At 48.0% G+C, this 26368-nt stretch carries 20 protein-coding genes and 1 tRNA gene; 15 read left to right on the top strand and 6 right to left on the bottom strand.

Annotation, left to right across the window (positions count from 1 at the left end; all coding sequences use genetic code 11):
• Positions 1 to 28 precede the first annotated feature (28 nt).
• Positions 29 to 1126, top strand: coding sequence for a hypothetical protein (locus tag Q0698_RS09915; RefSeq protein ID WP_298636324.1), 1098 nt, complete (start codon positions 29 to 31; stop codon positions 1124 to 1126).
• 9 nt (positions 1127 to 1135) lie between these two features.
• On the opposite strand, the gene Q0698_RS09910 is transcribed toward Q0698_RS09915, so the two are convergent.
• Entirely contained in the window at positions 1136 to 2323 is a 1188-nt protein-coding gene (locus Q0698_RS09910; RefSeq protein ID WP_298636323.1) for an amino acid aminotransferase, read from the bottom strand.
• A 437-nt stretch (positions 2324 to 2760) separates the two neighbouring features.
• Here Q0698_RS09910 and maiA point away from each other — a divergent pair, with 437 nt between their 5' ends.
• The 4 genes from maiA (at position 2761) to Q0698_RS09890 (ending at position 8369) form a co-directional block, all read left to right on the top strand.
• Positions 2761 to 3396, top strand: a complete 636-nt coding sequence (maiA, locus tag Q0698_RS09905; protein ID WP_298636321.1) for a maleylacetoacetate isomerase — start codon at positions 2761 to 2763, stop codon at positions 3394 to 3396.
• A 195-nt stretch (positions 3397 to 3591) separates the two neighbouring features.
• Positions 3592 to 4701, top strand: coding sequence for an efflux RND transporter periplasmic adaptor subunit (locus Q0698_RS09900; protein WP_298636319.1), 1110 nt, complete (start codon positions 3592 to 3594; stop codon positions 4699 to 4701).
• A gap of 4 nt (positions 4702 to 4705) precedes the next feature.
• Positions 4706 to 7852: a multidrug efflux RND transporter permease subunit gene (locus Q0698_RS09895; RefSeq protein ID WP_298636318.1), complete on the top strand. Its 3147-nt coding sequence runs from the start codon at positions 4706 to 4708 to the stop codon at positions 7850 to 7852.
• Between the two features lie 100 nt (positions 7853 to 7952).
• On the top strand, positions 7953 to 8369 hold the full coding sequence (locus Q0698_RS09890; protein WP_298636316.1) for a cytochrome c5 family protein: 417 nt from the start codon (positions 7953 to 7955) through the stop codon (positions 8367 to 8369).
• A gap of 139 nt (positions 8370 to 8508) precedes the next feature.
• Here the strand turns inward: Q0698_RS09890 and Q0698_RS09885 are convergent, their stop codons facing one another.
• Positions 8509 to 10473 (bottom strand): BCCT family transporter, encoded by a 1965-nt coding sequence (locus Q0698_RS09885; protein ID WP_298636314.1) that lies wholly within the window; start codon positions 10471 to 10473, stop codon positions 8509 to 8511.
• Positions 10474 to 10677: 204 nt separating this feature from the next.
• Between Q0698_RS09885 and Q0698_RS09880 the strand changes: the two genes are divergently transcribed.
• Together Q0698_RS09880 and Q0698_RS09875 are read left to right on the top strand one after the other, a co-directional pair.
• Entirely contained in the window at positions 10678 to 11610 is a 933-nt protein-coding gene (locus tag Q0698_RS09880) for a 3-keto-5-aminohexanoate cleavage protein (RefSeq protein WP_298636311.1), read from the top strand.
• A 49-nt stretch (positions 11611 to 11659) separates the two neighbouring features.
• Positions 11660 to 12079 carry an acyl-CoA thioesterase gene (locus tag Q0698_RS09875; RefSeq protein WP_298636309.1) on the top strand — a complete coding sequence of 140 codons (420 nt, stop codon included), beginning with the start codon at positions 11660 to 11662 and terminating at the stop codon, positions 12077 to 12079.
• A 127-nt stretch (positions 12080 to 12206) separates the two neighbouring features.
• Here Q0698_RS09875 and rep read toward each other — a convergent pair whose 3' ends face one another.
• The gene (gene rep / locus Q0698_RS09870) at positions 12207 to 14228 is read right to left on the bottom strand and encodes a DNA helicase Rep (protein ID WP_298636307.1); all 2022 of its coding nucleotides are present in this window, start codon (positions 14226 to 14228) and stop codon (positions 12207 to 12209) included.
• 87 nt (positions 14229 to 14315) lie between these two features.
• Here rep and Q0698_RS09865 point away from each other — a divergent pair, with 87 nt between their 5' ends.
• A complete protein-coding gene (locus Q0698_RS09865) occupies positions 14316 to 15035 on the top strand; it encodes a hypothetical protein (RefSeq protein ID WP_298636305.1) in 720 nt (239 codons plus the stop codon).
• 67 nt (positions 15036 to 15102) lie between these two features.
• Here Q0698_RS09865 and Q0698_RS09860 read toward each other — a convergent pair whose 3' ends face one another.
• Both Q0698_RS09860 and Q0698_RS09855 read right to left on the bottom strand, forming a co-directional pair.
• Positions 15103 to 16596: a YifB family Mg chelatase-like AAA ATPase gene (locus Q0698_RS09860; RefSeq protein WP_298636303.1), complete on the bottom strand. Its 1494-nt coding sequence runs from the start codon at positions 16594 to 16596 to the stop codon at positions 15103 to 15105.
• A 75-nt stretch (positions 16597 to 16671) separates the two neighbouring features.
• Entirely contained in the window at positions 16672 to 16899 is a 228-nt protein-coding gene (locus Q0698_RS09855) for an accessory factor UbiK family protein (protein WP_298636301.1), read from the bottom strand.
• A gap of 377 nt (positions 16900 to 17276) precedes the next feature.
• Between Q0698_RS09855 and Q0698_RS09850 the strand changes: the two genes are divergently transcribed.
• The 7 genes from Q0698_RS09850 to Q0698_RS09820 all read left to right on the top strand — a co-directional run bounded on the left by Q0698_RS09850 (position 17277) and on the right by Q0698_RS09820 (position 26246).
• The gene (locus tag Q0698_RS09850; protein ID WP_298636299.1) at positions 17277 to 17945 is read left to right on the top strand and encodes a hypothetical protein; all 669 of its coding nucleotides are present in this window, start codon (positions 17277 to 17279) and stop codon (positions 17943 to 17945) included.
• Between the two features lie 52 nt (positions 17946 to 17997).
• On the top strand, positions 17998 to 18336 hold the full coding sequence (locus tag Q0698_RS09845; RefSeq protein WP_298636298.1) for a P-II family nitrogen regulator: 339 nt from the start codon (positions 17998 to 18000) through the stop codon (positions 18334 to 18336).
• A gap of 33 nt (positions 18337 to 18369) precedes the next feature.
• Positions 18370 to 19629 (top strand): ammonium transporter, encoded by a 1260-nt coding sequence (locus Q0698_RS09840; RefSeq protein WP_298636295.1) that lies wholly within the window; start codon positions 18370 to 18372, stop codon positions 19627 to 19629.
• A gap of 159 nt (positions 19630 to 19788) precedes the next feature.
• Complete coding sequence (locus tag Q0698_RS09835) at positions 19789 to 20883, top strand: extracellular solute-binding protein (protein ID WP_298636294.1); 1095 nt, start codon at positions 19789 to 19791, stop codon at positions 20881 to 20883.
• A 268-nt stretch (positions 20884 to 21151) separates the two neighbouring features.
• A complete protein-coding gene (locus Q0698_RS09830) occupies positions 21152 to 22696 on the top strand; it encodes a hypothetical protein (protein ID WP_298636292.1) in 1545 nt (514 codons plus the stop codon).
• 302 nt (positions 22697 to 22998) lie between these two features.
• Positions 22999 to 24105, top strand: coding sequence for a phosphoribosylaminoimidazolesuccinocarboxamide synthase (locus Q0698_RS09825; protein WP_298636464.1), 1107 nt, complete (start codon positions 22999 to 23001; stop codon positions 24103 to 24105).
• A gap of 173 nt (positions 24106 to 24278) precedes the next feature.
• Entirely contained in the window at positions 24279 to 26246 is a 1968-nt protein-coding gene (locus Q0698_RS09820; RefSeq protein WP_298636290.1) for an alpha-amylase family glycosyl hydrolase, read from the top strand.
• 46 nt (positions 26247 to 26292) lie between these two features.
• On the opposite strand, the gene Q0698_RS09815 is transcribed toward Q0698_RS09820, so the two are convergent.
• A tRNA-Phe gene (locus tag Q0698_RS09815) sits at positions 26293 to 26368 on the bottom strand.

The following is a 26368-nucleotide window of genomic DNA, read 5'->3' as shown; positions in this document are numbered from 1 at the left end:
TCTATCACGAAGTTCGGGAAGCGCTCCAATGTCAGTAGCTACAAGTTCGTTATCGAGTCCTATCAAGTTTGCCGATGCAAGCGAGGCTAAAAATCGTTTTGTAAAGGGATCCTGCCAAGAGGGTTTAGCTAATCCGTTGAATGACCCCACGCATCAACTAGATCAACTCTACCGGTGCTGGTCAGAAGGTGGCTCGGGGGTGATTATCAGTGGTACTGTCTGGATTAATCGGAGTGATAACACCCCCCAAGGCGATCTCGTTTTAGATGATGAGAGCGATATGGTGGCCTATCGTCGTCTTGCCAAAGCTGGACAAGTGAATAATAGCCAGAGCTGGCTCCAGCTTGGTTATTATTGTATTTCGCCAGAGTCCAGCATTAATGACCTTGGCTCAGAAAGTCTGATGGCTATCATTCAAGAATTCGTTCAAGCAAGTCGACGAGCTGAATTAGCAGGGTTTTCTGGGGTGCAAATTGCGGCGCATGGCGGACATTTTCTTGGCGCTTCGCTGAATGAAGAGGTTAATCAACGCAGTGATATGTGGGGCGGTGATGGCGGTCGACGCGCATCGCTTGTCATTGCGATCTTGACCGAAATTCGCAAAGCGGTTCAGCCTAATTTCTTAGTGAGTTTAACCCTCGATGTTGCGGCTTTTGCGAGTGATGATGAGGGCGAGTCGACTCAGCATTTTGTCTCTCTTCTAAATCAACATTTAGCTTCAATTCAGCTTATCGGAAAAATGACGCTCGAGTCGTTGGCGGAGCAATTTACCGAAACGGCAATGATTGGTTCAGTTGATGCTTGCGTTTTTCAAGAGGATACCCATTTGCCATTCACCACGCCGTTCGACTTGATTGCCTTCGATCGTCATTGTGTACTAATGCCTGATTTGCCAAAGCAAATGTTAGCGAATCCTCAGTTTAAGTGGCCGTCGTCCTGGCCGAGTGATACAGCTACTTCAAAGGCAAGTTCCCAATTGAGTAGCTGGTATCAATGCCAGATGTATTTACTTGCGATGGGAAAGAAAATACATCCGCGTGCCGGCGAGTTTATCCTAGGCCTTCGAGTTGCTTTGCTTCGCTGGCGAAGCGAGCGTGCTCAACGACGACTATTTGGAAGTCGCTGAGCACGATCGTTATTCGAGTACCGCGACAATGCTATCAGCTAAGTACTCGAGGTTCGCTGAGCTAATCCCAGCAATATTGATTCGTGATGAACCCACCATGTAAATAGCATATTCAGACTTAAGTCGCGCAACCTGCGCTTCGCTAAGGCCTAAAAAGCTAAACATGCCTTTTTGCTCCTCGATGAAATCGAAATTATTCGCACCACGAGCTTTCAATGCTCGGTTGAGCGCCTGACGCAACCCCGAAATTCGTCCGTGCATTGCTTCAAGCTCTTCAATCCAGAGGGTTTTCAGCTCGGTGCTCAGGATTTCTGCAACAATGGCTGCTCCATGAGAGGGAGGCATTGAGTAATTCGCGCGCGTTGCCGCCAAGAGTTGGCTGAGCGCTTTAGTAGTGGCCGTTTCATCATGAGTAATCAGCATCGCCAGTCCAGTTCGTTCGCGATACAAACCAAAGTTTTTGGAGCAGCTGGCAGCGATAAGTACTTCAGGACATTGTTCGGCGACTAGGCGAAGACCCGCAGCGTCTGTTTCGAGATCGATACCGAAACCTTGATAGGCGACATCAATGAAGGGTGTAAAGCCATTTTTATTGGCTAGCTCCGCAAACATCTGCCATTGCGCTAACGATAAATCTGCGCCACATGGATTGTGACAACAGCCGTGGACTAATACTAAATCGCCCGCTTTAGCCTTTTGAAGGTCCTGCATCATGAGGTCGAAAGTGAGTTGGCTGTTTGCTTTGTCGTAATAGCCGTAATATTCGACAGTCAAACCCGAACCGGAAAAAATGGCTTCGTGATTAGCCCACGTCGGATTACTTACGAATACCTTGGCACCAGGCTTGGTTCTAGCGATTAAATCAGCCAACGCCTTTAGTGCGCCACAACCACCGGGTGTTTGGATGGCCTTTACGCGCCCAGCGGATATTGCAGAATGATTTTGACCAAGGAGTTCGGCGCTCAGGAGTTGGTTGAACTCGTGATTTCCAGCAGGGCCAACGTAGGATTTGGTGGATTCAGACTCAAGTATTCTGGCCTCGGCAATCTTGACAGCTTTGAGGACGGGAGTATCACCTTCTTCATTCTTATAAACACCGACACCTAAATCAATTTTTTCGGCGCGAGAATCGGCCTGATATTCGCCCATCAATTTAAGGATTGGGTCCGCGGGGAAATTTTCTAAATGTTCGAACATGAGGTGTATCTCTCCAAGTTTTTAGCTGACCTAGTGTAACCGTTTTTTTATCAGTATTACGCTATTAGTTTCTCATGTAACCAAAAAAACTATCAATAGGTACTGATCTTTCCCGAACCAGTGCTATCCAGAGTTGTTCATGAGAGCGCGGGTTAATGGCGCCAGTGGCTACAACAACTAGCTGCTAAGTCCAAGTGAAGGGAATTGCTTAGTGATGCAGCGCCGTTAGGTTTTCGCGTGGAAAGCGAGTAAGCGGGACGTTTTCAACGGTTGTTTGATCTTTGTTGCTATGTTAGAAAATAGATACAGATTGACTAGTACACTAGTCATTAAAATATGATCGAATAGTCACAGTTTTTCGTAGCAAGAACTATTCGTACAAAGAGTTCTGGCAATGATGCCGCTGTCAATAGTATTGAGTTTTAGGATAACCCCACATGAAGCTGTACAGTTATTACCGATCGTCGGCTAGTTTTCGAGTCCGAATAGCGCTCAATCTCAAAGGCGTTCGGTATACTCAGATTCCCGTGAACTTAAAACTGGGAGCGCAGCTATCGGATGACTACCAATCAATCAATCCTCAGCGCTTACTCCCAGCACTTGAAACGTCAGATGGGCTGCTAACTCAAAGCTTCGCAATCATGGCTTGGCTTGACGAAAAATTTCCCGAAAGGTTACTCGTTTTGGGTGATGCTGAACAGCGTGCAAAGATTCGCGCCTTGGCGGCGATACTTGGTTGTGACACACAACCTCTGCAGAACTTAAGAGTCCTTAAATACCTCTCATCAGAGATTGGTGTTACCGAAGCTCAGCGCCTCCAATGGTCGCAGCATTGGATTCGAGATGGGCTCAGCGCATTTGACGCTCAGCTGAAGGAAGACGCCTATAGTGTCGGTAAGGTTGCTTCATTAGCAGATATCTGCCTGATACCTCAACTATATAATGCCCGAAGGTTCGGTATTGATGTGGCTAGTGAATTTAAGCGGCTAGCCGAAATTGAGTGCCGCTGTTTGTCACAGGAGGCCTTTCAGCGTGCGTTGCCTGAGCAACAGCCCGATTATATTCCCGATTAGCTGCCCCTAAAGCTACCGCTTAGACCTTTATGTTCAGCGGGTTTGGCTAATCATTAGCTTAGTTGCTAAACTATTGATAGGTAAACTATTAGAGCGTCAGCGCTTATTCGTCTATTCTTTGACGAAACATCACTATCATCTATAGTTTAGTAACGCATTAACCTTAACCACTGATATCATTTTTTGGAGCTATTAATGAGACATACCATACCGGTTTCCCTGGTAATCATATTTGGTTTTCTCACCGGTTGCGGCGGGAAAGAAGAAGCGGAAGCGCCTGCCCCACAGGTGTTTGTTCAAGAAGCTCAAATGATTGAATATAATCCCGTCGGTAGTTTCAATGCGCGTTTGGAATCACGTAATGAGGTACAAATTACCGCTTTGGTATCGGGGGAGTTACAAGCCATTCATTTTGAAGAGGGTAGAGTGGTTAGTGCCGGAGATCCATTATTTGATATCGATCCATCAAGTTATGCGGCAACGGTGGCATCGTATGATGCTGAAAGACTTCGCGCTAAGTCTACGTTAGATAATAATCGAAAGACGTTAAATCGAGCTCTTGCATTAATCGAAGATGGTTATATTTCTCAGTCCGAATTTGATCAAATTGAGTCTGACGTTAATACTGCTGCAGCTCAGCTTCGTAGCGCTGAAGCCAATCTAGAGCGAGCTCAAGTGGATTTAGATCACGCGACTATTAGGGCCTCAACGACTGGCCGTATGAGCCGCTCAAACTTTAACTTGGGTGAGGTTGTTGGCCCGGATAGTGGCCCGCTGGCAATATTGATCGGCGGTAATATGATGGATGTCATTTTCCAGATTAGCGAGGCTGCGTGGTATCGTGCTACGCAAAATGGCTTAGAAGATGACTCGTTATCAGGCGCAGCTGATGTTGAATTAGTATTTAGCAATGGCGACGTTTATAGCGAAGTTGGTTACATTGACTACATCGCTAACCGTGTTAATGAGAGCACGGCTACCGTTGAAGTTCGCGCTACGGTTCCGAATCCAAATGATACGCTTCGGCCTGGACAGTTCGTAACGGCTCGACTTACATCGACTGCAACAGAGTCGGCATTAGTGGTCCCTCAAGCCGCGGTACAAGTTGATCAACGCGGTACTTATGTCTTGGAAGTCCTTAGAGATAACACCGTGAGTCGGACCAACATTGTTACTGGGCAACGGCTAGCTGAAAATGTGGTGATTGAAGAGGGGTTAGAGGAAGGCGCTTTAGTTATCATAAACGGCATCCAACGAGTTAGAGAAGGTCAGGAAGTTTCTGTCAAGATTGCAGGGCAGGAGTAAGAAAATGATATCTAAGGCATTCATTAGCCGACCTAAATTCGCGATGGTCATTGCCATCGTGATTAGCTTGGCAGGCTTAATCGCGTTGCGGGTCTTACCTATCGCCGAATTTCCAGAGGTTGCTCCACCTCAAGTTAGTGTGAACACTTCTTGGCCTGGTGCTTCGGCAGAAGTTATGGAGGAAAGTGTTGCTCAGATTATCGAGGATAAGGTAAATGGCGTAGAGGGCATGACTTACATGACCTCACAGAGCGGCAATGACGGTTCTTACGAATTGAGCGTTGTATTTGATGTGGGAACTGACGTCGATATGGCTCAGGTTTTGGTGCAAAACCGAGTCTCATCAGCGGAACCAATGCTGCCTCAGGATGTTCGAACTCAAGGGATTACGGTTAATAAAAAATCTCCAGACATTCTGTTCACCATTAACCTTTATTCACCGGATGGCAGTCTCGACGATCTTTTCATTTCTAACTACACCAAAATTAATATCCAAAATGCCATCAAGCGTGTCCATGGCGTCTCGAGTGCAGACACCTTCGGTGGTTCTGATTACTCAATGCGTATTTGGTTAGACCCCTTCAAAATGGCGTCTTATGGAATATCTCGTGATGATATTTCCGATGCGCTTCGAGAGCAAAATGTTCAAACCCCAGCTGGTAAAATTGGCGCTCCACCCTTCGAAGGCGAACTCGTCACCGAATACTCGCTGCGAGTTCAGGGCCGTTTAGCTGATGAAGAAGAGTTTGGCAATATTGTGCTTCGCGTTGACGAAGATCGCTCAATGTTGCGTATCAAGGACGTGGCACGCGTTGAACTTGGCGGTCTTAGCTATGATATCTCGGCGGAAAAGGACGGTGATTCTAGCGCTGTTATCATGATCTATCTATTGCCTGGCGCCAATGCGCTTGAGACGGCAGAGAATGTAAAAGCTTTAATGGCCGACCTGAGCGAAACCTTTCCACAGGGACTGGAATACTCAATTGGTTACGATACCACTCGCTATGTTGATGTCTCGATCCAGCAGGTGATTCAATCGCTTATGGAGGCAGTGGGTTTAGTTATTTTAATTACCTTTATGTTCTTGGGCGACTGGCGTTCCACAATTATTCCGGCGGTTGCAGTCCCAGTTAGTCTGGTGGGTACCTTAGCCGTCATGTATGCCATCGATATGAGTATCAACACGGTGACGCTCTTCGGTTTAATTCTGGCGATCGGTATCGTGGTGGATGATGCTATCTTGGTGGTCGAGAATACGGACCGTCATTTGCGTGAAGGTGAGATGACTCCCAAGGAGGCGGTCACTAAAACCATGGATGAGGTGACTGGTCCGGTAGTGGCTACAACACTTGTATTACTCGCTGTATTCGTGCCGACGGCTATGCTGCCGGGTATCACGGGTGTTATGTACAATCAGTTCGCTGTGACGATCTGTGTGGCGGTAGTGATCTCGTCAATTAACGCTCTGACATTATCCCCAGCGTTAGCAGGACTGTTACTCCGGAAGAACCAGAACCAAGCTCGCTGGTATGCAAAGTTTAATGAAATTTTTGATCGAATTACCAATGGGTACGTCAGTTCGGTAAAACACTTTCTTGTCCGTGGAAAAACAGTGGTTATTTTCTTCGTTCTCACGATGGTGGGCGCGGGTTGGTTAGCGAAGACGCTCCCCAGTGACTTTGTGCCGTATGAGGATAAGGGTGTTTTGATGATGAACGTCCAATTACCTGACTCCGCTTCAATTTCTCGAAGCACAGAGGTGATGGAGACGATCACTCAATTAATCAGTGAAGAAACCCGAATTGAAAGTAGTACGACTATCACTGGGTTTTCTATCTTTAACGGTGCCGCCCAGAGTAACGCCGGCGCCGGTTTCTTAGTCTTAACACCGTGGGATGAGAGACCGGGATACGAGAATCTTTCAGCAATGGTGGGTATGTCTCTCATGCAAAAAGCTGCGGAGACTATTCCCGAAGCGGAGATCTACTTCTTCCCGCCACCAACTCTACCGGGTATGGGCTTAACTGGCGGCGTGGAGTTTGTTGTCCAAGATACAACGGGCGGAAGCTATGAGGAGCTAGCTGGAAACTTGCAGACGCTTTTGGGTGAACTTAACGCCTCGCCTTTGGTCGGCAATGCTTCAACTTCCTATCGCGCCAATGTGCCACAATACTTTATCAATATCGACCGAGACAAGGTTAAGAGTCTTGGCATTACGTTGACGGAAGTCTTCGGCGTGTTACAGACAAATCTTGGCTCAATGTACGTCAATGACTTTTCGATATATGGTCAAACCTACCGAGTGATGATGCAGGCAGAGCCCGAATTCAGAGACGAAATTAACGATATTAACTCCCTGGAAGTGCGTACTAAGAATGACGAAATGGTTCCATTAGGGTCACTCGTTGAGATTGAACCAATCTTGGGTCCCGATGTAGTAACGCGTCACAATAGTTTCCGCGCGGCATCCATTCGAGTAAATATTGCGCCGGGTGCTGCCTCAAGCGCGGTGATGGAAATGATTAAGGAGAAGTCAGCCGAACTGCTTCCTGATGGGTATCGGACTGAGTGGACAGGGATGAGCTATCAACAGGCTGCGGCAGGTAACCTAGCCGTCGTCGCGTTTATATTGGCTAGTGTCTTTATCTATTTGTTCCTGGTTGCTCAGTATGAGAGCTGGACTATTCCTATCGCCATTATTCTTGTTGTGCCGGTGGCCATTGCAGGTGCCTTAGTTGGACTTAAAACTATTGGTATATTCTTGGGTGTTAGTAAGATGACACTCTATGCGCAAGTGGGCTTTGTTCTTCTCATTGGTATGGCCGCGAAGAACGCAATCTTGATTGTAGAGTTTGCGAGAGAGCGACGAGAGAAGGAAGGTGATTCCATTCAAGACGCCGCGATTAACGGTGCTCATCTGCGCTTTCGAGCGGTTTGTATGACTGCCATCTCGTTCATTTTAGGTATTCTTCCGCTGGTAATGGCGTCGGGTGCAGGGATGTTTTCACAGCGAGGCCTGGGCCTTACCGTGTTCTCAGGCATGTTGGCGGCTTTGGTGATAGGTACCGTATTGATACCAATTTTCTTTGCGGGTATTCAGTCTGTTCGAGAACGAGTGAAGGGAATTAGTGACGAGAAATCGCCTAATTAATAGTTAGAACGTCGCCGCGCGTTATTAGCGTGGCGAATTCTTGATAAAGGCGTTAGAATCTTGATGTTGTTTTTAGTGACCTAGAGTTGAGGGATTCTCAGTGAAAGTATTTATTAAGTTAAGCGCAGTTTTGGTGGTTGTCTTAGGTTTTAATTCCAGTATTGCGGACGATGTAACTAATAGCATCAAAGAGCGTACAGAATCGCCTGCGAGTATTTGTCTGGTCGGTGATCCCTGTGCCGCCGCTCCCGCGCCGAGTGCATCAGCGGAACCTCGTTCAGGAGAACAGGTTTATACTGCTTCCTGCGGTGCTTGTCATGCTTCGGGTGTGAGTGGAGCTCCTAAGTTTGGCGACGCGGCCGACTGGAGTAATCGTCTTTCAAGTAAAGGCCTAGAAACCCTTTACAGCAATGCGATTAATGGTATCAATGCGATGCCTGCTAAGGGCCTGTGTATGGACTGTTCGGACGAGGAAATTCACGGTGCTATCGACTACATGCTAGAGAACTCAAAGTAATAATTTTATATTGATTCAGTATTTATAGTCGTTAAGAAAAAATGCCGCGAGATGACTCGCGGCATTTTTTTTGGATAAGGCTTTGATCCTCATTAACCGGAACAGTGCTGACTGTACCGGTAATGTGCTAATCGACGCCCTAGAGTTTGCGAGCTAGATGGACGAAATAGCCATGCTTTTCACAGTGATTGAGCATGTCGTTGATAATCTGTTGTTCGCTGTAGCCCATGAGGTCATAGTGCTGAAATCCTTCGCGCAGATAGACTTCACAACGAGCGCCAGCGGTCTCAGCAGGCACATCCTCATCTTCATCCATTTCACGCAACTTCAATTGATAAGCGAAACTTGTTCCATCATCGAGTTTAACTGCCAACGTGACTGAGTCTTCCTCAATGGTTAGTTCGCTATCCACTGATTGTTCATCAAAGGCTTCATGGAGTTCCGTGAGCGCCGGTACACCCACTACATTAATAAAGGTGCGTACTTCGTCAGCAGTGCTCGTCATATTTAACCGATTAATCCGCTCTCGCCAGTCGATATCTTCATCGTGGGGTGTAGTGTTCATACTGTGCTGCATGCTCTGTCGCTTTAATTTCTCAGTATTGAGCGACTTGAAGAGGGATATAACGATGAGTGCTAACACTACCGAGAATGGGAGCGCGCTAATAATGGTAGCCGTTTGTAAACTCTTTAGCCCGCCTGCGTAGAGCAATAGCATGGCGAGTAGACCAATCGAAAATGACCAATAGATGCGCTGCCAAACGGGATTGTTCTCATTCCCCTTGGCTGCCAGCATATTGACCACCAAAGCGCCCGAATCCGCAGAGGTTACGAAGAAAATGACAATCATAACAATCGCGATGAGTGACACAATTTCAGTCATCGGGTAATACTCGAGGAATTTGAATAGCGCAATGGCATTATTTTCGAGCACAGCTCCCGAGAGTGACGGCCCATGTTCGCGGATCAAGTTAATCGCGCTGTTACCGAAGACGGTCATCCAAGTAAAGGTAAAACCAACGGGAATTAGAATGACCCCGAGAATGAATTCGCGAATAGTTCTACCGCGTGAAATTTTGGCAATAAACATGCCCACAAATGGCGACCATGAAATCCACCATCCCCAGTAGAATAACGTCCATCCGCCAATCCAATCATTGGGCGCGTAGGCATATAAATCGAAGGTCTTATCCACAACGCCAGAGAGGTAGGTGCCGATGTTCTGCATCAGTGTCTGCATCAGATGCACTGTTTCACCAGTGGTAAAGACAAGAATGAGTAATAGCACGGCCAGCGACATGTTGACCTGCGATAGGATACGGATGCCCCTATTGAGGCCAGATAGTACGGAAATCGTAGCAAGGATGGTTACGCCTACAATTATCCCCGCTTGAATGCTAATGGAATTCGGTACACCGAAAAGATAGTGAAGACCCGCGTTAATTTGTGCGACACCGAATCCGAGGGACGTGGCGACGCCGAGCACCGTACCAATAATGGCGAAGATATCAACGGAATCGCCTATTGGCCCATAGATTTTGTCACCTAAAACTGGGTACAGGGTAGACCGTAAGGTAAAAGGTAAGTTGTGGCGATAACCGTAGTAGGCAAGCGCCAAACCAACGAGCGCATAGATTCCCCAAGCATGCAAACCCCAGTGGAAGAACGTGATTTCTAACGCCTGTTCCGCGGCCGCAATGGTTTCTGGGGTACCTTCGGGGGGCATTAAATAATGCATCACCGGTTCCGCGACACCAAAGAATAGCAGGCCAATACCGATACCTGCGGAAAACAGCATGGAGAACCAAGTTGGATAGGAGTAGTCGGGTCGGGAATCATCGGGGCCAAGGCGAACATCACTTATGCTACTAGCCGCGAAGTAAATTAGCGCGATGGCGATTGAAGCGACAACCAGAACATAAAACCAGCTAGCCGAATCAACTATTTGGCTCTGAGCGGCGACAAAGGCGTGTTCAGTCCAAGAAGGAGCGCTAACGGCAAGAACAATGAGTGCCACTAAGAGTGCGCTCGAAATGATAAACACATGACTGACACGATGTGGTTGAAGGTTATTGTTATCAGCGCTTTCGGAGCTACTATCCATGAATTTAATCCTTAAGGTCTACGTCAGTTTGGGGAAACCACTACCTAATTAGGTAGAACTCAAATTGTTTATCGGATGGTAAGAGGTTAAAGTAGTGCTAATTTTTTTCCATAAATGATAGATAGTAGCTGAATTTTCTCGGAAGTTCTTCATTAAATCTAACCGTTAGGATTCAGCCAGACGGATAGAGCTCAAAGGGATATCATGAACAGAAGTATTATTATTACAGCAGCAATTACTGGTTCTGGCGACACCGCTGAGAAAACGCCTCATTTACCAATCACTCCAGCCGAAATCGCTCGAGATGCCATTGAGGTCGCTAAGGCGGGTGCTGCAATTGCTCATATTCATGTTCGTGATCCAAAGACCGGAGCTCCAAGTCGAAAGCTTGAACTTTATCAGGAAGTCGTTGAGCGTATTCGTGAAGCCGATACGGATGTCGTGATCAACCTAACCACGGGAATGGGCGGCGACCTCTACTTGGGGCCTGATGACAACCCCTTAGACCTTGGTGTTGAAACCGATTTAGTCGGTCAGATTGAACGCCAGGCTCACATCGAAACATTATTACCTGAGATTTGCTCGTTAGACTGTGGTTCCTTCAATTACCCTGCAGGTAACTACGTTTACGTTTCTACTCCAGACATGCTTCGCCTAGGTGCGAAACGCCTCTTAAACGTTGATGTAAAACCAGAACTAGAGGTCTTTGATCTCGGCCATGTATGGTTCGCTAAGCAGATGATGGAAGAGGGCTTGCTTAAAGCTCCACCGTTATTCCAGGTATGTATGGGTGTTCGTTGGGGTGCCGAGGCTAGCACTCAGAACTTCCAAACAATGGTTGCGAACCTACCTGCGGGAGCTAACTGGGCAGGCTTTGGCTTGGGCGCTATGGAAATGCCGATGGTTGCTCAGGCGGCGTTGTTGGGCGGAAATGTCCGAGTTGGCCTTGAAGATAACCTTTTCTTAAGCCGTGGTGAGTTGGCTACTAACGCGCAACTGGTCGAACGAGCCCGCAATATTGTTGAGCTTATGGGTGCGAGCATTCAAACTCCAGCTCAAGCAAGAGAGCAGTTAGGCTTGGTTAAGCAAGAAGCTAAGATCAAAGCCTTCAATACGGCAGCGGCGCTAGTAAGCTAATCCGTTTAGATTAGGCTGCTGCGTTTGAACCAGCTTTAGGACAAAATTAATGGCTATTAATAACGTTGTTTTTCAGGCGGTCGCTCATCCTTGGATGTGCGACGCGATGCTGCATCTTACCACGCGCCACTACATGGCGATGTTTGATGACGCGAGTTATCATTTTTTGCATAAAGTGTTCGGCTGGACCGCTACCCAAGTTAAAGATAATGGAATTGGTTTCGCTGATGTAAAGCACGTCATTGAGTACCAAGCTGAAGTCGGTAGTGGCGAATTGCTATCGGTGTCCGCTCAGTTAACGAAGCTAGGTGGTAAATCGATGACGGTGTTGTACAGCATGTATAACAGCCAGACGGAAGAGCTAGTAGCAACGCTTGAGAGCACGTCGGTCTTATTTGATACGAATGCTCGAAAGGCGATCGCGTTTTCTGATGATTGGCGATCGCGTGCTTCGGACTATTTAGCCTAGAAGACTTTTTAGTCTAGAAGCTTTTTTTGGTCTAGAAGCTTTGGCGTAAAAACTAAGCTAGAAGTCGGCAACAAAAATTGATTTTAGGATGGCGAGTTATCGATGTGATACTCGCCATTTTTTTAGGCTATTTTTTAAGTAAATCTCTCAGAGAGGCCAGTGTTTCTCTCCCGCGCTCTTTATTTTGCGCTTTTTCGGTATCCGTTCCAAAGCCGAGTTTATCAATATCTTCTTCGGGAAGTTCATCAAGAAAGCGAGAAGGTTGACAGCTTTGCCATTCACCGAATTGTTTGCGCTTGGCTGCTAGCGTGATGGTTAAGTTTCGCTTAGCTCTCGTTATTGCTACATAGGCTAATCGTCGCTCTTCCTCAACACTACCTTCCTCGATTGAAGAGCGGTGCGGGAGAATTTCCTCCTCCCAGCCTAGTAAGAAGACGTTAGGATACTCCAGACCCTTAGAGGCGTGAATAGTGAGTAACTGTACTCGATCTGAATCATCCTCTTCCTCCTGTTGCTCCAGCATATCGCGAAGAAGTAGTCGGTTGATCACCGCCTCCAGGTCGGCATCCGGGTCGTCTTCCTGAAGCCAACCTAAGGTCTGTTTAAGCTGGTCTACCAGAGAGTGAACATTGCCCATCCGTTTCTCAGCGACATTGGGAGACGATGCATTTTGGTGCAGCCAGTTCTCATAATCCGACTCGTCGATCATGGCTTTCACTGCAGCAATAGGGTCACCGTCATCGGCGCGCTGACGCACGCCACTTATCCAGTCGTGAAAGTCGAATAGTCGTTTAGCGGCTTCTGGCGCAAAGTTGTGATTCAAGGCCTCAGCGTCACCGCAGGTATTAAACAGACTCTGCTCTCGCTGTACGGCAATTCCCGCCAACTTCTCTAGCGTACTGGGACCAATTTTACGGCGCGGAACGTTGATAATACGTAAAAACGCATTATCGTCCGTAGGGTTTACAAGCAAGCGCAAATACGCCAGCGCATCCTTTACCTCTTGGCGCGAGAAGAAGCTCGTGCCGCCGGACATAACGTAGGGAACCTGGAACTGCTGAAGCTTCATTTCCAAGAGGCGAGACTGATGGTTGCCGCGGTATAAAACTGCGAAATCACTATATTTCCCGCCGGTACGTAAGCGTTGATCCATGATTTCCGTTGCTACTCGCTCGCATTCAGCGTCTTCGTTAGCGGTGCGGATTACTCGGATGGGGTCACCGTAACCCATTTCACTCCAGAGCTTCTTGTTGAAGTCGTGAGGGTTATGATCAATAAGGTGGTTAGCGGCCTTTAGGATGCGGCTGGTGGAACGATAGTTCTGCTCCAGTTTAACCACGTGTAGGCCAGGGTAATCCTTACTCAGTTGAGCTATGTTCTCAGGTCTTGCCCCGCGCCACGCATAGATGGACTGGTCGTCATCACCTACTACGGTGAGTCCACCACGGTTACCTAACAGCGTTTGAATCAGCTGATATTGGGCGCCATTGGTATCCTGGTATTCGTCTATGAGGAGGTAGCGAAGTTTGGCGCGCCAGCGTTCAAGAATATCCGAGTGTTCGTCGAAGAGTAGGCTCGGCTGTAAAATAAGGTCGTCAAAGTCAAAGGCATTGTAGGCCTTCAGGGCGCGATTATAACTCTGATAGATGATCGCAATCTGCTGCTCCCCTTGAGAGCCGGCCATCGAAAGCGCCTTCTCAGGGGATATGAGTTCGTTCTTCCAGTTGGATATCATATTCTGAATCATTGCTACGTGATCCATATCGATATCACCATCTTTCATCATGAGCTCTTTAAGCAGGGCTAAGGCATCTGACTGATCAAAGATGGAAAATCCAGGCCGATAGCCTAGGGTCTTGAGTTCACGCCTAATAATAGTCAGGCCGAGGGTATGAAAGGTACAGACCATTAACCCACGAAGTTTCTTTTTGTCTACCAGCTGGCCAACGCGTTCCTTCATTTCTCGCGCGGCTTTGTTGGTAAAGGTCACCGCAGCAATGGCGTGCCCAGGATAGCCGCACTCTTCGATTAAATAGGCTATCTTGCGGGTGATAACACTTGTTTTGCCGGACCCTGCGCCGGCCAATACCAATAGCGGGCCATCGATATATTTTACGGCTTCGGCCTGGCGGGGATTTAGTTTAGACAATGGGCTAGCTCCTTCGGGGAACGTTATTGTAAACTCAAAGGGCTTGTTAAACGAGTATCAGATACACGAATTTATGGGAAGTTACCCTTGTCTAATTACTTGGCGTTACCGTTATCTCCACCACCTACCTTTACGATTCTGTTCGCCATGGAATCTGAGGCTGAACCCTTCCTTGCCCTTGGTCAGACAGAAACCATTGAGGTGGGCTTTCCCTCCACAAGTCGATTTCTGAATTGGACCTGTGGAGGAGCTTGTTGTTTAGTGGTCATAGCTGGAGTGAGTTCACGCCATGGCTGTGATCGTATTGGGCAAGTCGCTGCCGCCGTTATGGCGAGAGAGGCGCTGTTATTAGCCCCAACTAGTTGTCTAGTTTCTGCAGGAACCTGCGGTGCGGTGTGCGGTAGTTTATCCGTTGGCGATGTGATTACAGCAGCTACCACAGCAACCTTTTATGATCATCGGATTCCGCTTAAGGCGTTCTCCACCTACGCCGACGGTAACTATCCACTGTTTGATCTTTTACCCTTTCTTCCGGATTCGACGCGCAGCGCGCGCGTATCAACAGGGAGTTCGCTTGATATGAGTGAGCGAGACGTTAGCAACCTACGGCGCTTAGATATTGCAGCAAAGGAAATGGAGTTGGCTGCCATTGCTCAAGTGGCTTTTGAACTCGGTGGCCAAGCGGCTGGTTTAAAAGTGATCGCCAATGCTGCCGGCGATCAAGCGCACGGTGAATTTACTGAAAACCTTAATGATGTGTCACAAGGTTTGGCGTTGTCGTTAAAACATCTCATAACCAAGGAGTGACAACTATCTGTTGTTCCCTACTAATTTTCTTTGGGCTGGGCGGCCACTCAGCTAGCAAACTAAGTGGTTAGTTACTCTGGCCAAACGAGGCCGAACGAAAGTGAATAGCCTGCATCAAGTGCTTCAACTCAATCTGCTCGCTCTCGTGAAAATCCGCAATGGTCAACGCTAGACGGTGGACTCTATCCCATGCGCGCATAGACCACCCCCGCTGCTCACAAACCTTTGCTAGCTGCTGCTTGAGTGTCAGTGTTAACGGAGCGTATTCTGGGAGTTGGGCCGAATTCAAATCACTATTATAACAACCCTGTCGGTTGAGTTGCCGAGCGCGTGCTATCGCCACCCTGTTACGGACTTCCTCTGTTGAGGGCTGTGCGCTGTTTTCACCGTTAATCCACTGACTCATGGCGACCGGTTTCAATTCAATCAACAGATCAAATCTATCTAGCAGCGGCCCGCTTAGCCTGCTTTGGTATCGATCTACCTGTGCCTTTGAGCATCTACAGGATGAAGTGCCAAAATACCCGCAGGGGCAGGGGTTAGTGGCGCCAATAAGCTGGAAGTTGGCGGGGAAGTTAACTCGGCTACCTGAACGTGAAATCTGAATTTGACGATTCTCAAGTGGCTCCCGAAGGTGATCGAGAATATGGCGAGGGAACTCGGCCAGTTCATCGAGGAAAAGTACGCCACCGTGAGCAAAGGTGATTTCACCGGGTTGAGGAGGGTTTCCTCCACCAATCAATGCGGCCGCAGAAGCAGAGTGATGAGGTGCCCGATACGGGCGTATACCAAAGGGGTGAGTCTTAGCTACCGCAGAGTAAACGGACTGAATCTCCAGTGATTCGGCCAGTGTACACTCCGGTAGAAGAGGCGCTAAGCGCTTCGCCAACATCGACTTTCCGGCGCCAGGAATGCCGTGAAAGAGTAGGTGATGTCTACCGGCTGCCGCCAGCGTTAAGGCATATTTGGCGTCACGTTGACCGATTACATCTCGCAGGTCTGGTTGGTCCTCAGTGTATTCATTCACCGCTTCCGGGCAGGGAGTTAGCGGTTGCTGAAGGGCTATCTGATCACAAAGTGATCTGAGTGAGCTAGCGTGGAAAACTTCATTGGCGGAAAGTGAAGCAGGCTCATGCGCCTGACTAGGGCAGACCAGTGTTCTGCCACAGGATCTGGCTGCTATGGCGGCGGCAAGAGTTCCATTGACCACTCGCAAGCTGCCATCGAGTGCAAGCTCTCCCAAATATTCTCGGTTGCCAATTGCGTGAGGAGGGAGTTGTTGGCTGGCCGCGAGAATCCCAAGCGCAATGGCTAGGTCGTAACGTCCACCCTGCTTGGGGAGATCGGCTGGCGCTAGATTGACGGTGATCCGCTTAACGGGGAATTCAAAGCCACTATTCTTGAGTGCGCTGCGAACCCGTTCTCGCGATTCCTTAACGGCCATCTCCGGGAGGCCGACCAGACAAAAATTGGGTAGGCCATTGGTGAGGTGAACTTCGACACTCACCGATTCAGCTGTTATCCCACGCATCGCGCGAGTGAAGACTGTTGCTACGGCCATCGCACCTTCCTTGGTAATTGGCATAACAGGTGTTGATTATCAATTTGGCCTATCCGGCCATTTGATAATAAAGGTCTAGCGCTTCTCGAGCGCTTCGAACTGACGCTCTAGTTGTTGGAGGCGCTCACGTGTGCGCAGTAGCACCGCCTGTTGAGCGTCGAACTCCTCCCTGCTTACTACGTCCATTTTTCGTAACTGAGACTGAAGAAGTGACTTAACGTGCGCTTCAGTATCGTCGATGGCGCTGCTGTTAAAGATTTCTGTAAGTTGGCTGGTAATAGCTGTGAAGTTTAGCTTTTCCATAATGGCTCTCCTAGTTACCGCCACTTTAGCAAATCTTAGCCTCGATGGCAGCTCAGCTTAGAGGTAGTTTTATCCAAAAGTAGGGTGTGGCAGGTCGATTCCATGGTGTCCATTGTGGTGCAGTTATTCCAAATTGGTGCTCAAGTGCGAGCTTTGAGCATTGATATCGAAAGGAAAATTTACGGTCGTTAACTATGTTAAGCCCTCAAAACAGTGCTTTGCGGAAAGTTGGCACGGATTCTGCTTTGCAATCATTGAGTGGACAAGGAAGTGCGCTCGAGCGAGCCAAAGTAGCTCGTAGAAAAAACTTAAACGCATAGGGTAAAGGTCGAACAAAGATTCGACCAAATGAATAAACATCTTCAGGGAGAGTAAACATGTTTTCAAAAAAAGCGTCGGTCATCGCATTTACAGCAGCACTATTAGGTTCAGTATCCGTTAGTACTCAAGCCGAGGAAAGCGCAATTAGCGGCTCAGCGGGTCTATCAAGCGCCTATTTGCTTCGTGGTTTAGATCTTGATTCACCTCAGTTCTGGGGACAGGTTGATTACACCGCGGGCGGTTTTTCAACTTCTGTATGGATCAGTAGCTTAGCGTCAACGAGTTATGAGCTGAATCTGGTACCGAATTACAACTTTGCTATCTCCGAGAATGTTTCCATTGATGTGGGTGCCATTCTCTACAAGTACGAAGATACTGACTTCGGCGATTATGTGGATTTAACTGCCGGTGTAGGCTTCGGTAACTTCTACGTAGGTTACATGCATACAATTGGTTCGGACTACGAAGATATCGATTGGGATTACCTAACCTTTTCGGGAGAGTTTGGCGCTTTCTCTGCGCTAGTCGGTTATGACGCTTGGGATGACGGCATGGACGATGGTAGCTATGTTCACCTTGATCTTAGCTATGCAGTGACCGATGAGTTGTCTTTCACCGTTTCGAAAATTCTAACCACCGATGGTAGTTATGGTGACAGCATTGAGACGAACTACTCTGACGATGTTCAGTTCCTAGTAGGTTACAGCTTGCCTATTGGCAACTAATACAAGAGTGAAATTAGTGGGTACTCCGGTGCCCGCAGAGAGGGAGAAAACTATGAAGTTAGTTACTGCAATTATTAAACCCTTCAAGCTGGACGATGTCCGAGAAAGCTTGTCTGAAATTGGTGTTAACGGCATCACAGTGACCGAGGTTAAGGGGTTCGGTCGTCAAAAGGGACATACCGAGCTGTATCGCGGCGCCGAGTATGTTGTTGATTTCTTGCCGAAGGTGAAAATTGAGATTGCGGTGCCTAATGAATTGGTGGATACAACCACTGAAGCCGTGGTTCAAGCGGCCGCTACGGGCAAGATCGGCGATGGCAAAATTTTTGTCAGTGAACTAGAAGAAGTTATCCGCATTCGTACCGGTGAGACCGGCAACGAAGCAGTTTAAGCTAATTTAATAACGAACCATTGGAGGCTCGTAATGAACGAGATCTATGAAATCCAATATGCATTGGATACCTTTTATTTTCTAGTGTGTGGTGCATTAGTAATGTGGATGGCAGCTGGCTTCGCTATGTTAGAAGCTGGTCTAGTTCGCTCAAAGAACACCACTGAGATTCTTACCAAAAACGTGGCGCTATTCGCTATTTCCTGCACCATGTACCTGATCTGCGGTTACGCCATTATGTATGATGGTGGCTTGTTCCTATCTGGAATCGAAGCATTTAGCCAAGAGGAAGTCCTTGCTGCTTCAGCTGAAGAAGGTTTTGCTGGATCGTCGGTTTATTCAGCGGCTTCGGATTTCTTTTTCCAGGTAGTATTTGTTGCCACAGCGATGAGTATTGTTTCGGGTGCAGTAGCTGAGCGTATGAAACTTTGGGCTTTCCTAGCTTTCACGGTAGTGATGACGGGTGTTATTTACCCGCTTGAAGGTAGCTGGACTTGGGGTGGTCAGGATGTATTTGGGCTATTCAGCCTGGGTGATGACTTTGGCTTCTCTGACTTTGCTGGCTCGGGTATCGTTCACATGGCCGGTGCAGCAGCTGCACTAGCAGGTGTACTCCTTCTAGGTGCTCGTAAGGGTAAGTATGGTTCGAATGGCCAAGTAAACGCTATCCCAGGCGCGAACCTTCCGTTAGCGACTTTGGGTACCTTCATCCTATGGATGGGTTGGTTCGGCTTCAACGGTGGTTCAGTACTTAAGCTGGGTGATGCTTCAAGCGCACATAGCGTAGCGATGGTCTTTTTGAACACTAACGCAGCCGCGGCTGGCGGTTTGGTCGCAGCGCTAGTACTTGCACGACTAATGTTCGGCAAGGCTGATTTAACCATGGCACTGAACGGCGCACTAGCTGGATTGGTTGCCATCACCGCAGAGCCTTCAACACCAACCGCGCTCCAAGCAACGCTATTTGGCGCTGCAGGTGGTGTGCTAGTTGTCCTTTCAATCTTAGGGTTGGAGAAACTGAAAATTGATGACCCGGTAGGTGCTATCTCGGTTCACGGAACAGTAGGCCTACTTGGTTTGCTATTAGTGCCAATCACTAACGATGGCGCTACGTTCTTCGGACAAATAGTGGGTGCCGCAACAATCTTCGCTTGGGTGTTTACAGCAAGTCTCGTCGTGTGGATGCTCATCAAAGTGATTTTCGGTATTCGTGTAACGGAAGAAGAAGAGTTTAGCGGTGTGGACATCGCAGAATGTGGTATGGAGGCATACCCAGAGTTCACAACGAAATAAGTTTGACACGTCCCAGTGTGTTGGCGCTCATTTGAGCGCCTTTTTTTTATCGAAAATAAATCAAGTATTCTTTCGGTTAAATGGTGGATTTGTGATCACATTAACAGTTAGAATCAGTCCTAATAATAACTTCTGCTGTTTGTTGTAATAGGAAATTTTATGCGCTTCAAAGTAAAACTCGGAGGAATTGCCTTCTTAGCTCTAGCATCTTCGTTATCGACAGCGGAAACTCTGCGAGTCTACAACTGGTCAGATTACGTTGCCGAAGACACCATTGCTCAATTCGAAGCCAAAACTGGTGTGACCGTCGTTTACGAAGAGTATGAATCAAATGAGCGCCTTGATAGGGAGCTACGTACCGCTTCAGAGGCGTGGGATGTCGTTTTTCCTTCCGATAACTTCTTTGTATCACAGCTTCGCGACGGGCTCTTCACGCCACTTAAAAAGCGCAATATTCCGCACTATTATACTAATTTAGATCGCGGCTTTTTGGCGAGGATGCAAACTGATATTGACCCAGGTAACCGCTTTGGCCTGCCCTACCTTTGGGGTACCACGGGTATTGCTGTCGATAGAGCAAAAGTGGCCCAGGTTATGGGGCCAGACTTTAGTTTTACCAGTTGGGGACAGTTATTTGATCCGGTGAACCTGCGCAAGCTGCAACGCTGCGGAGTGAACTTTTTGGACTCACCTGACGAGATGTTGCCGCTAGCTTTGTTAGCGCTAGAGAAATCACCTAATTCAGACTCAACGGCTGATATTCAAGAGGCGATAAACCTCGTCAAACGTGCGTCGAGCTATGTTCAATTCTCTATGGAGGATTTTGAGGACGGGTTAACCTCCGGTGAGACCTGTGTGACGGTAGCTTGGAATGGCGATGTTATTGCAGCGTTTGCAGAAGTTGATAATGGTGATAACTACGAGTATGTCATTCCAGACGAAGGTAGCATCCTCTGGATTGATATGGTTGGAATTCCAGCTAATGCTGCTAACCCAGAGCGCGCCCATGAATTCATTAACTTCCTGTTAGATGCTGAAGTGAATGCGGCGATTGTGAATGAGATTGCCTACCCTTCTGCGGTGAGGGCTGCTGAACAGTTCGTTGATCCTGAGGTGCAGACTAATGAAGGCATCTATCCAACGGATTCGGTTCGATCGCGCCTGATTATTCCAGCTGCCGATAGTGATGAAATCCTCGAATTGAAGCTTCGCGGCTGGCTATCTATCCGCGGTGCGGATTGGACTGCGGAATAAAAAATATTAGGCTTGGACTACTAGCAAGTAGTTCAAGCCCTAACCATTTTGAAACGGCTAATTCAGCTTTTATATTCCCACTCTAATTCTGTGCATAAAATAACCAAAATTCTGCATTGAATCATATTTTCATTGATCTATAAGCTTTTTAATTGCGTAATCAATAAGCTGCTGCTTAAAAGTAGTACTTATAATGGATTCATTCGAATAGCTCATAAGCTGTCAGAATCCTAATAGTTTATTACTTGTAATTAGAAGGGATCTATACATGAAGATTAAGGACATTTTAACGCCAAGCCTATTAGCGTTAGCGATATCACCATTCGCGGTTGCCCAGGAAACGTTTGACTACTCTGAACTTAAACTAATCACTGATGATTGTGGCGGGGCGGGTTGTTTTGATCGCCGTAACTTGACCGCTGATCAAGTTCAACTGGTGTTGGATAGCGCCCAGGCTCAGGCAAGAAAGAGTTTAAATAGCTCCGGTAATCAAGATGGTTCGGCCGCGAATGGTCAGGGACTGGCTATCGGTAGTGGTAACAATGATACACAAGTTGTCTACCTTGACTTTGAAAATAGTTCGCCATTCTTCTGGGCTGTCATATTTGGCGGTCAGTTGGCGCAATTTCCAAGTTACGAATTTTCCGCAACTGAGCGTGATGAAATCCAACGCCGACTAGAGGCGGATTATTCAGGCTTCGATATTAGTTTTACGCAATCGGTCCCTGAAGAAGGGGAGTTTTCGACACTGAACTTCGAATGCGAAGATCAAATTTGTATCGATTTCACTAGCGGAATTCTATTTGGCCGGGCTCAGGGAATTGATATCGGTAACCAGGTTCGCAACGACTCGGCCTTTGTTGACGCCAACCTTTGGTCTGTATTCGCTCAGCTTGACCCATCAGGTAGTTTCCTAACCTCATTATCGGGTATTCCGGTTGAGAACGGTGACGTTGCAGCAGCGCTGTCAACGGCGACCGTTAACCAAGCTTCAAATACAGCGGCTCACGAATTGGGACACAATCTTGGACTGCGTCATCATGACTCGTTTGGCTCGCCAGGTACCGGCATACCTACTACGGGCGTTCCATCTCCCTTTGACTTCTTCCCCGTTTTTGACGGGCTCGCTGAAGGTGATGAGGCGCAGCTTCATATGATGGCGTCAGGAGCCAGCGTTGGTATTGGACTATCGGACAGTACTTTGAGAGATCGTTTCTTCTCAGAACGTTCAGTAATTAAGTTGGCGGCGGGCGAGAGGCCTCGCTTAGTTTCCGAGGCGTCGGTGACGGGTCGAAATAAACTCGTTCATCTTCGCAAAGTTGTTGCGCCTAATACCCTAGTTGAGGGCGAGAATGCAGGGGGTAAGCTAGATATCCGTGAGGCACTTATCCGCGGTCAAATTAGTCAGTCTGGTGAGGTTGATAACTATCGTTTCCGAGGTAAAGGTGGATCGTTTGTTAGCGCCGAATTCAATGGCTTTGATGTTCCTGTTGGTGAGCCGGTTATCGGAGCGGTGTCTCTCTATCGCGAGTTGGGAGATGGTTCTAGCGAGTTGGTTGCTGAAAACTTCCAAAACTTCGAAGGTTTTGATGCGTTATTAATTGATGCAGAGCTTCCTGTTGATGGAATCTATCGCCTTGAAGTCAGTGCGCCAAACCTACTGAGTTTTGGCTATGATGCAGCGGGTAATCTGCAGCTCTTCCCGCTGGATGAGACTGGTAACGGTGCCCTACGAACAGGTGATTATAACTTAAGCTTGTATCAAGTTGATGGCAAGCCAGGTCAAGGAGTGAGTTCAGTTCCTGGAAGCTAGGACTTGAACGCTATTCTATTTTGCTTAAGGGCGGCTCACTGAGTCGCCCTTTTTGTTTGTCTATCTCGCGATGGAGGGTATTTTTTTGCTGGAGCTAAAAAACTACTGTGCTCGGTTCGCTTTGACGAGCTGTGAGCGATTCATCTTATTTAGGTGGCCTTCTTACTAACGTTTTAATTCCCCCATGGCACTAGAAGAATTTTAATGTGTCGTCCGTTTATGGCAAAAGTAACGATACCCTTGCTACCCTTGCTCGCTCAGTTATCCTGCCCATCATAGATGATGTTTTTAGAGGATTTCGCATGACCATCGCCCAGCAGGTTCTGGCTGTCAATGATGACCTACCCATTCGTACCGATGCCCCAGTTCACTCGGGTAAAGTTCGCTCAGTTTACTGGCTGACGGAAGCTGATAGTGCTCGCCTGATTCGTGAGCGAGGCTACGATGTGCCGGTTGATACACCGTTAGCGATCATGGTGATTAGTGATAGGCTCTCGGCTTTTGATTGTATATGGCAGGGTGAGGGTGGACTTGCGGGAGTTCCAGGTAAGGGCGCTGCCCTAAACGCGATCTCACACCATTGGTTTGAGCTATTTAAGGAAAATGGATTGGCTCATAGTCATATCCTTGAGGTGCCCCATCCACTGGTTTGGATTGTTCGCAAAGCGAAGCCGGTTAAAATCGAAGCCATTGCCAGGAATTACATTACCGGCTCAATGTGGCGAGCTTACAGTAATGGCGAGCGCAACTTTTGCGGCATTGAACTGCCTGAAGGTTTAGAGAAAGATCAAAAGCTTCCTGAACTCCTCATTACGCCTTCCACAAAGGGTATTCTAAGGGGGATCCCTGGTGTCCCTGAAGCTGACGACGTGAATATCAGTCGGGCTGACATTGTGGCTAACCATGAAGCATTTAATTTCCTGTCTGTCGATGACATCAGCACCTATGAACGCTGCTTGAGCGAGGGCTTTAGATTGATCGAAAGTGCTCTCGCGGAGGCGGGTCAAATCTTCGTCGACACGAAGTTTGAGTTTGGCTATGTGACGAACAGCAACGGTGAGCAAGAGCTGATTTATATGGATGAAGTGGGTACGCCTGATTCATCGCGGATGTGGGATATTAACGCTCATGCTAACGGAAAAATCATTGAAAATTCAAAGGAAGGTTTCCGACAGCGTCTGCTCAATCACTTTCCTGATGCTGATATTCTTTTGAATAAAGAGCGTATGGATGAGCGCGAGAAACTGGCAGCGGAGAACGAGCTTCCGACGAATTTTCTCCTGGATGTTTCAACTACTTATGTCACGACAGTTGAACGGATTATCGGTCGAAAATTGAACCTCTCGACAAACCCTAGGGCCGAAATCATTGACATTTTGGCTGCCGATTTCGGGCTGATTGAGTCATAGCGTCACGTCACTCGTGTTGCCATCGATGCGGTAAGCGTTTTATGGCTTAATCGGCTTTCAGTTCCCTTCACTATCAACTTCAGCGTCTACTATCCCCCTAGAGAAGGGGGATAGCACCGCGCTTTGTCTTTGCTACACTCCAGAGTAATTAAACGCTTACGGAGAGGCGAATAATGCGATTATTAATAGCCGGTATTTCTTTACTAGGCATGCTTAGCGCATGTGATACCACTCAACCTGAGCCGCGAGAGAGTGATGTTCCTTTGACTGACTCAGCTCACGCCAAGGCGCCGCAATCTGACTTTACTGCTCCTCCTGATTGGGCGCTAGACGCGATTTGGTATCAAATATTCGTGGAGCGTTTCTATAACGGAAATACTGAAAATGATCCTCGCCTCGCGGATATTCAGGGTGCCTATCCAGGCACTGCTCCCGCAGATTGGCATATAACGCCGTGGACACAGGATTGGTATCAGCTAGACGATTACGCCACCGGCAGTGACCTAGGTCAGGATTTCTATGGAAATGAAATCACCAGTTTTAATCAAAAGTCTGCTTGGCGACGTTATGGCGGTGATCTGGAGGGTGTCCGACAAAAGCTAGACTACATCCAATCCCTTGGCGTTAACGCGATCTATTTTAACCCTCTCAACGATGCACCATCGCTGCATAAATACGATGCCGCTAGTTGGCATCACATTGACCGCAACTTCGGACCTAACCCCAGCGCAGACGTTACAATGATGCAGGAAGAGGATCCCCTGAACAGTGACAATTGGATCTGGACCAATGCGGATAGAGATTTTGTGGAGTTAGTGGATGAATTTCATCAACGAGATATCCGCGTGATTATGGATTTTTCTTGGAATCATACGGGAATCAACTTCTGGGCTTGGCAGGACGTGCTGCAGAAGCAAGCCAGCTCCGAGTTCGCGGAGTGGTACTGGGTAAAACAGTTCGATGACCCAGACACTGAAGCGTCGGAATTTGAATATCGAGGTTGGTTAGGCGTTCACTCATTGCCCGAAATTCGTGAAACTGAATACGCCGATCACAGTGACCGTACCTTCGCCTTTGAGGGGAATATCTATAGTGAGCAAGCAAAGGAGCACATCTTTGCCGTGGCCAGTCGTTGGCTTGATCCTAACGGCGATGGAGACCCAAGCGATGGGGTAGATGGGTTTCGCTTAGATGTAGCAGCAGAACTACCGCTGGGCTTCTGGCGGGAGTTTAGGGCGCATGTCCGCAGTATCAACCCAGAAGCCTATTTGATTGGGGAAGTTTGGTGGGAGAAATTTCCTCACGAACTATTAGATCCAGCACCTTATCTAGAAGGCGATATGTTTGATGCGCATATGAATTATCGCTGGTATCGGATTGCTCGTCACTTAATAGCAAACGCTCCTGATGAGCTCGCTATTTCGTCGGCGGTAGATCGCTTGGAGGATATCAAGCAGGGTCTTTCCCCGGAGCAGCTGATGAGCTTTATGAATATGAGCGCCAGCCACGATTCACCTAGGCTCTCAACCTCTTTGTATAACGATAATCTTTATAAGCTAGACGCCTCTCCGGCGCCCGATAGGGACTATCGGATAGAGCGGCCGAGTAGCGATGCCTTTAATGATGTCCGCCTGCTCATTACGCATCAGTTTAGTTACATCGGTGCTCCGCAAATCTGGGCGGGCGACGAGATGGGGATGTGGGGTGCAGATGATCCGCATACTCGAAAGCCCTTAATCTGGCCAGAGTTTGAATTTGATACGGAGGTTAGCCATCCGTTTGGCGCTTCCCGACCGCATGATGAAGTTCGTTTCGATGAATCATTACATCGCTATTACCAGCAACTTTCAGCACTACGTAATCAGCGACCTGAATTAAGGCGAGGCGAAGTTGAACACGTGTTGGTTGACGACGACGCCCGGACTTGGGGCTATCGACGTTGGATTCCTGGAACGATGCAAGACAGCTATGCCGTATTTAATCTTGCTGATGAGTCAAGGCGGGTTGAGTTGCCGCTTGCTACTGAGGCCTTGGATTACCAGAATGCCCTATCTGGCGGCACGGTTGAGCGACGGGATAATGTCCTGGTCTTAACGCTCTCACCGAGATCCTCGACGATTATCTTATCGAAGGCTCGCTAATGTGGTGACGAAAAAAAACCTCGTCAAAGACGAGGTTTTTTAAAGGTGGTGCCCAGAGGCGGAATCGAACCACCGACACGCGGATTTTCAATCCGCTGCTCTACCGACTGAGCTATCTGGGC

The organism is uncultured Umboniibacter sp. (genome assembly GCF_947497555.1).
Taxonomy (GTDB): Bacteria; Pseudomonadota; Gammaproteobacteria; order Pseudomonadales; family DSM-25080; genus Umboniibacter.
Note: the sequence above shows the minus strand (reverse complement) of the source record. Positions and strands in the feature narration are given on the sequence as shown.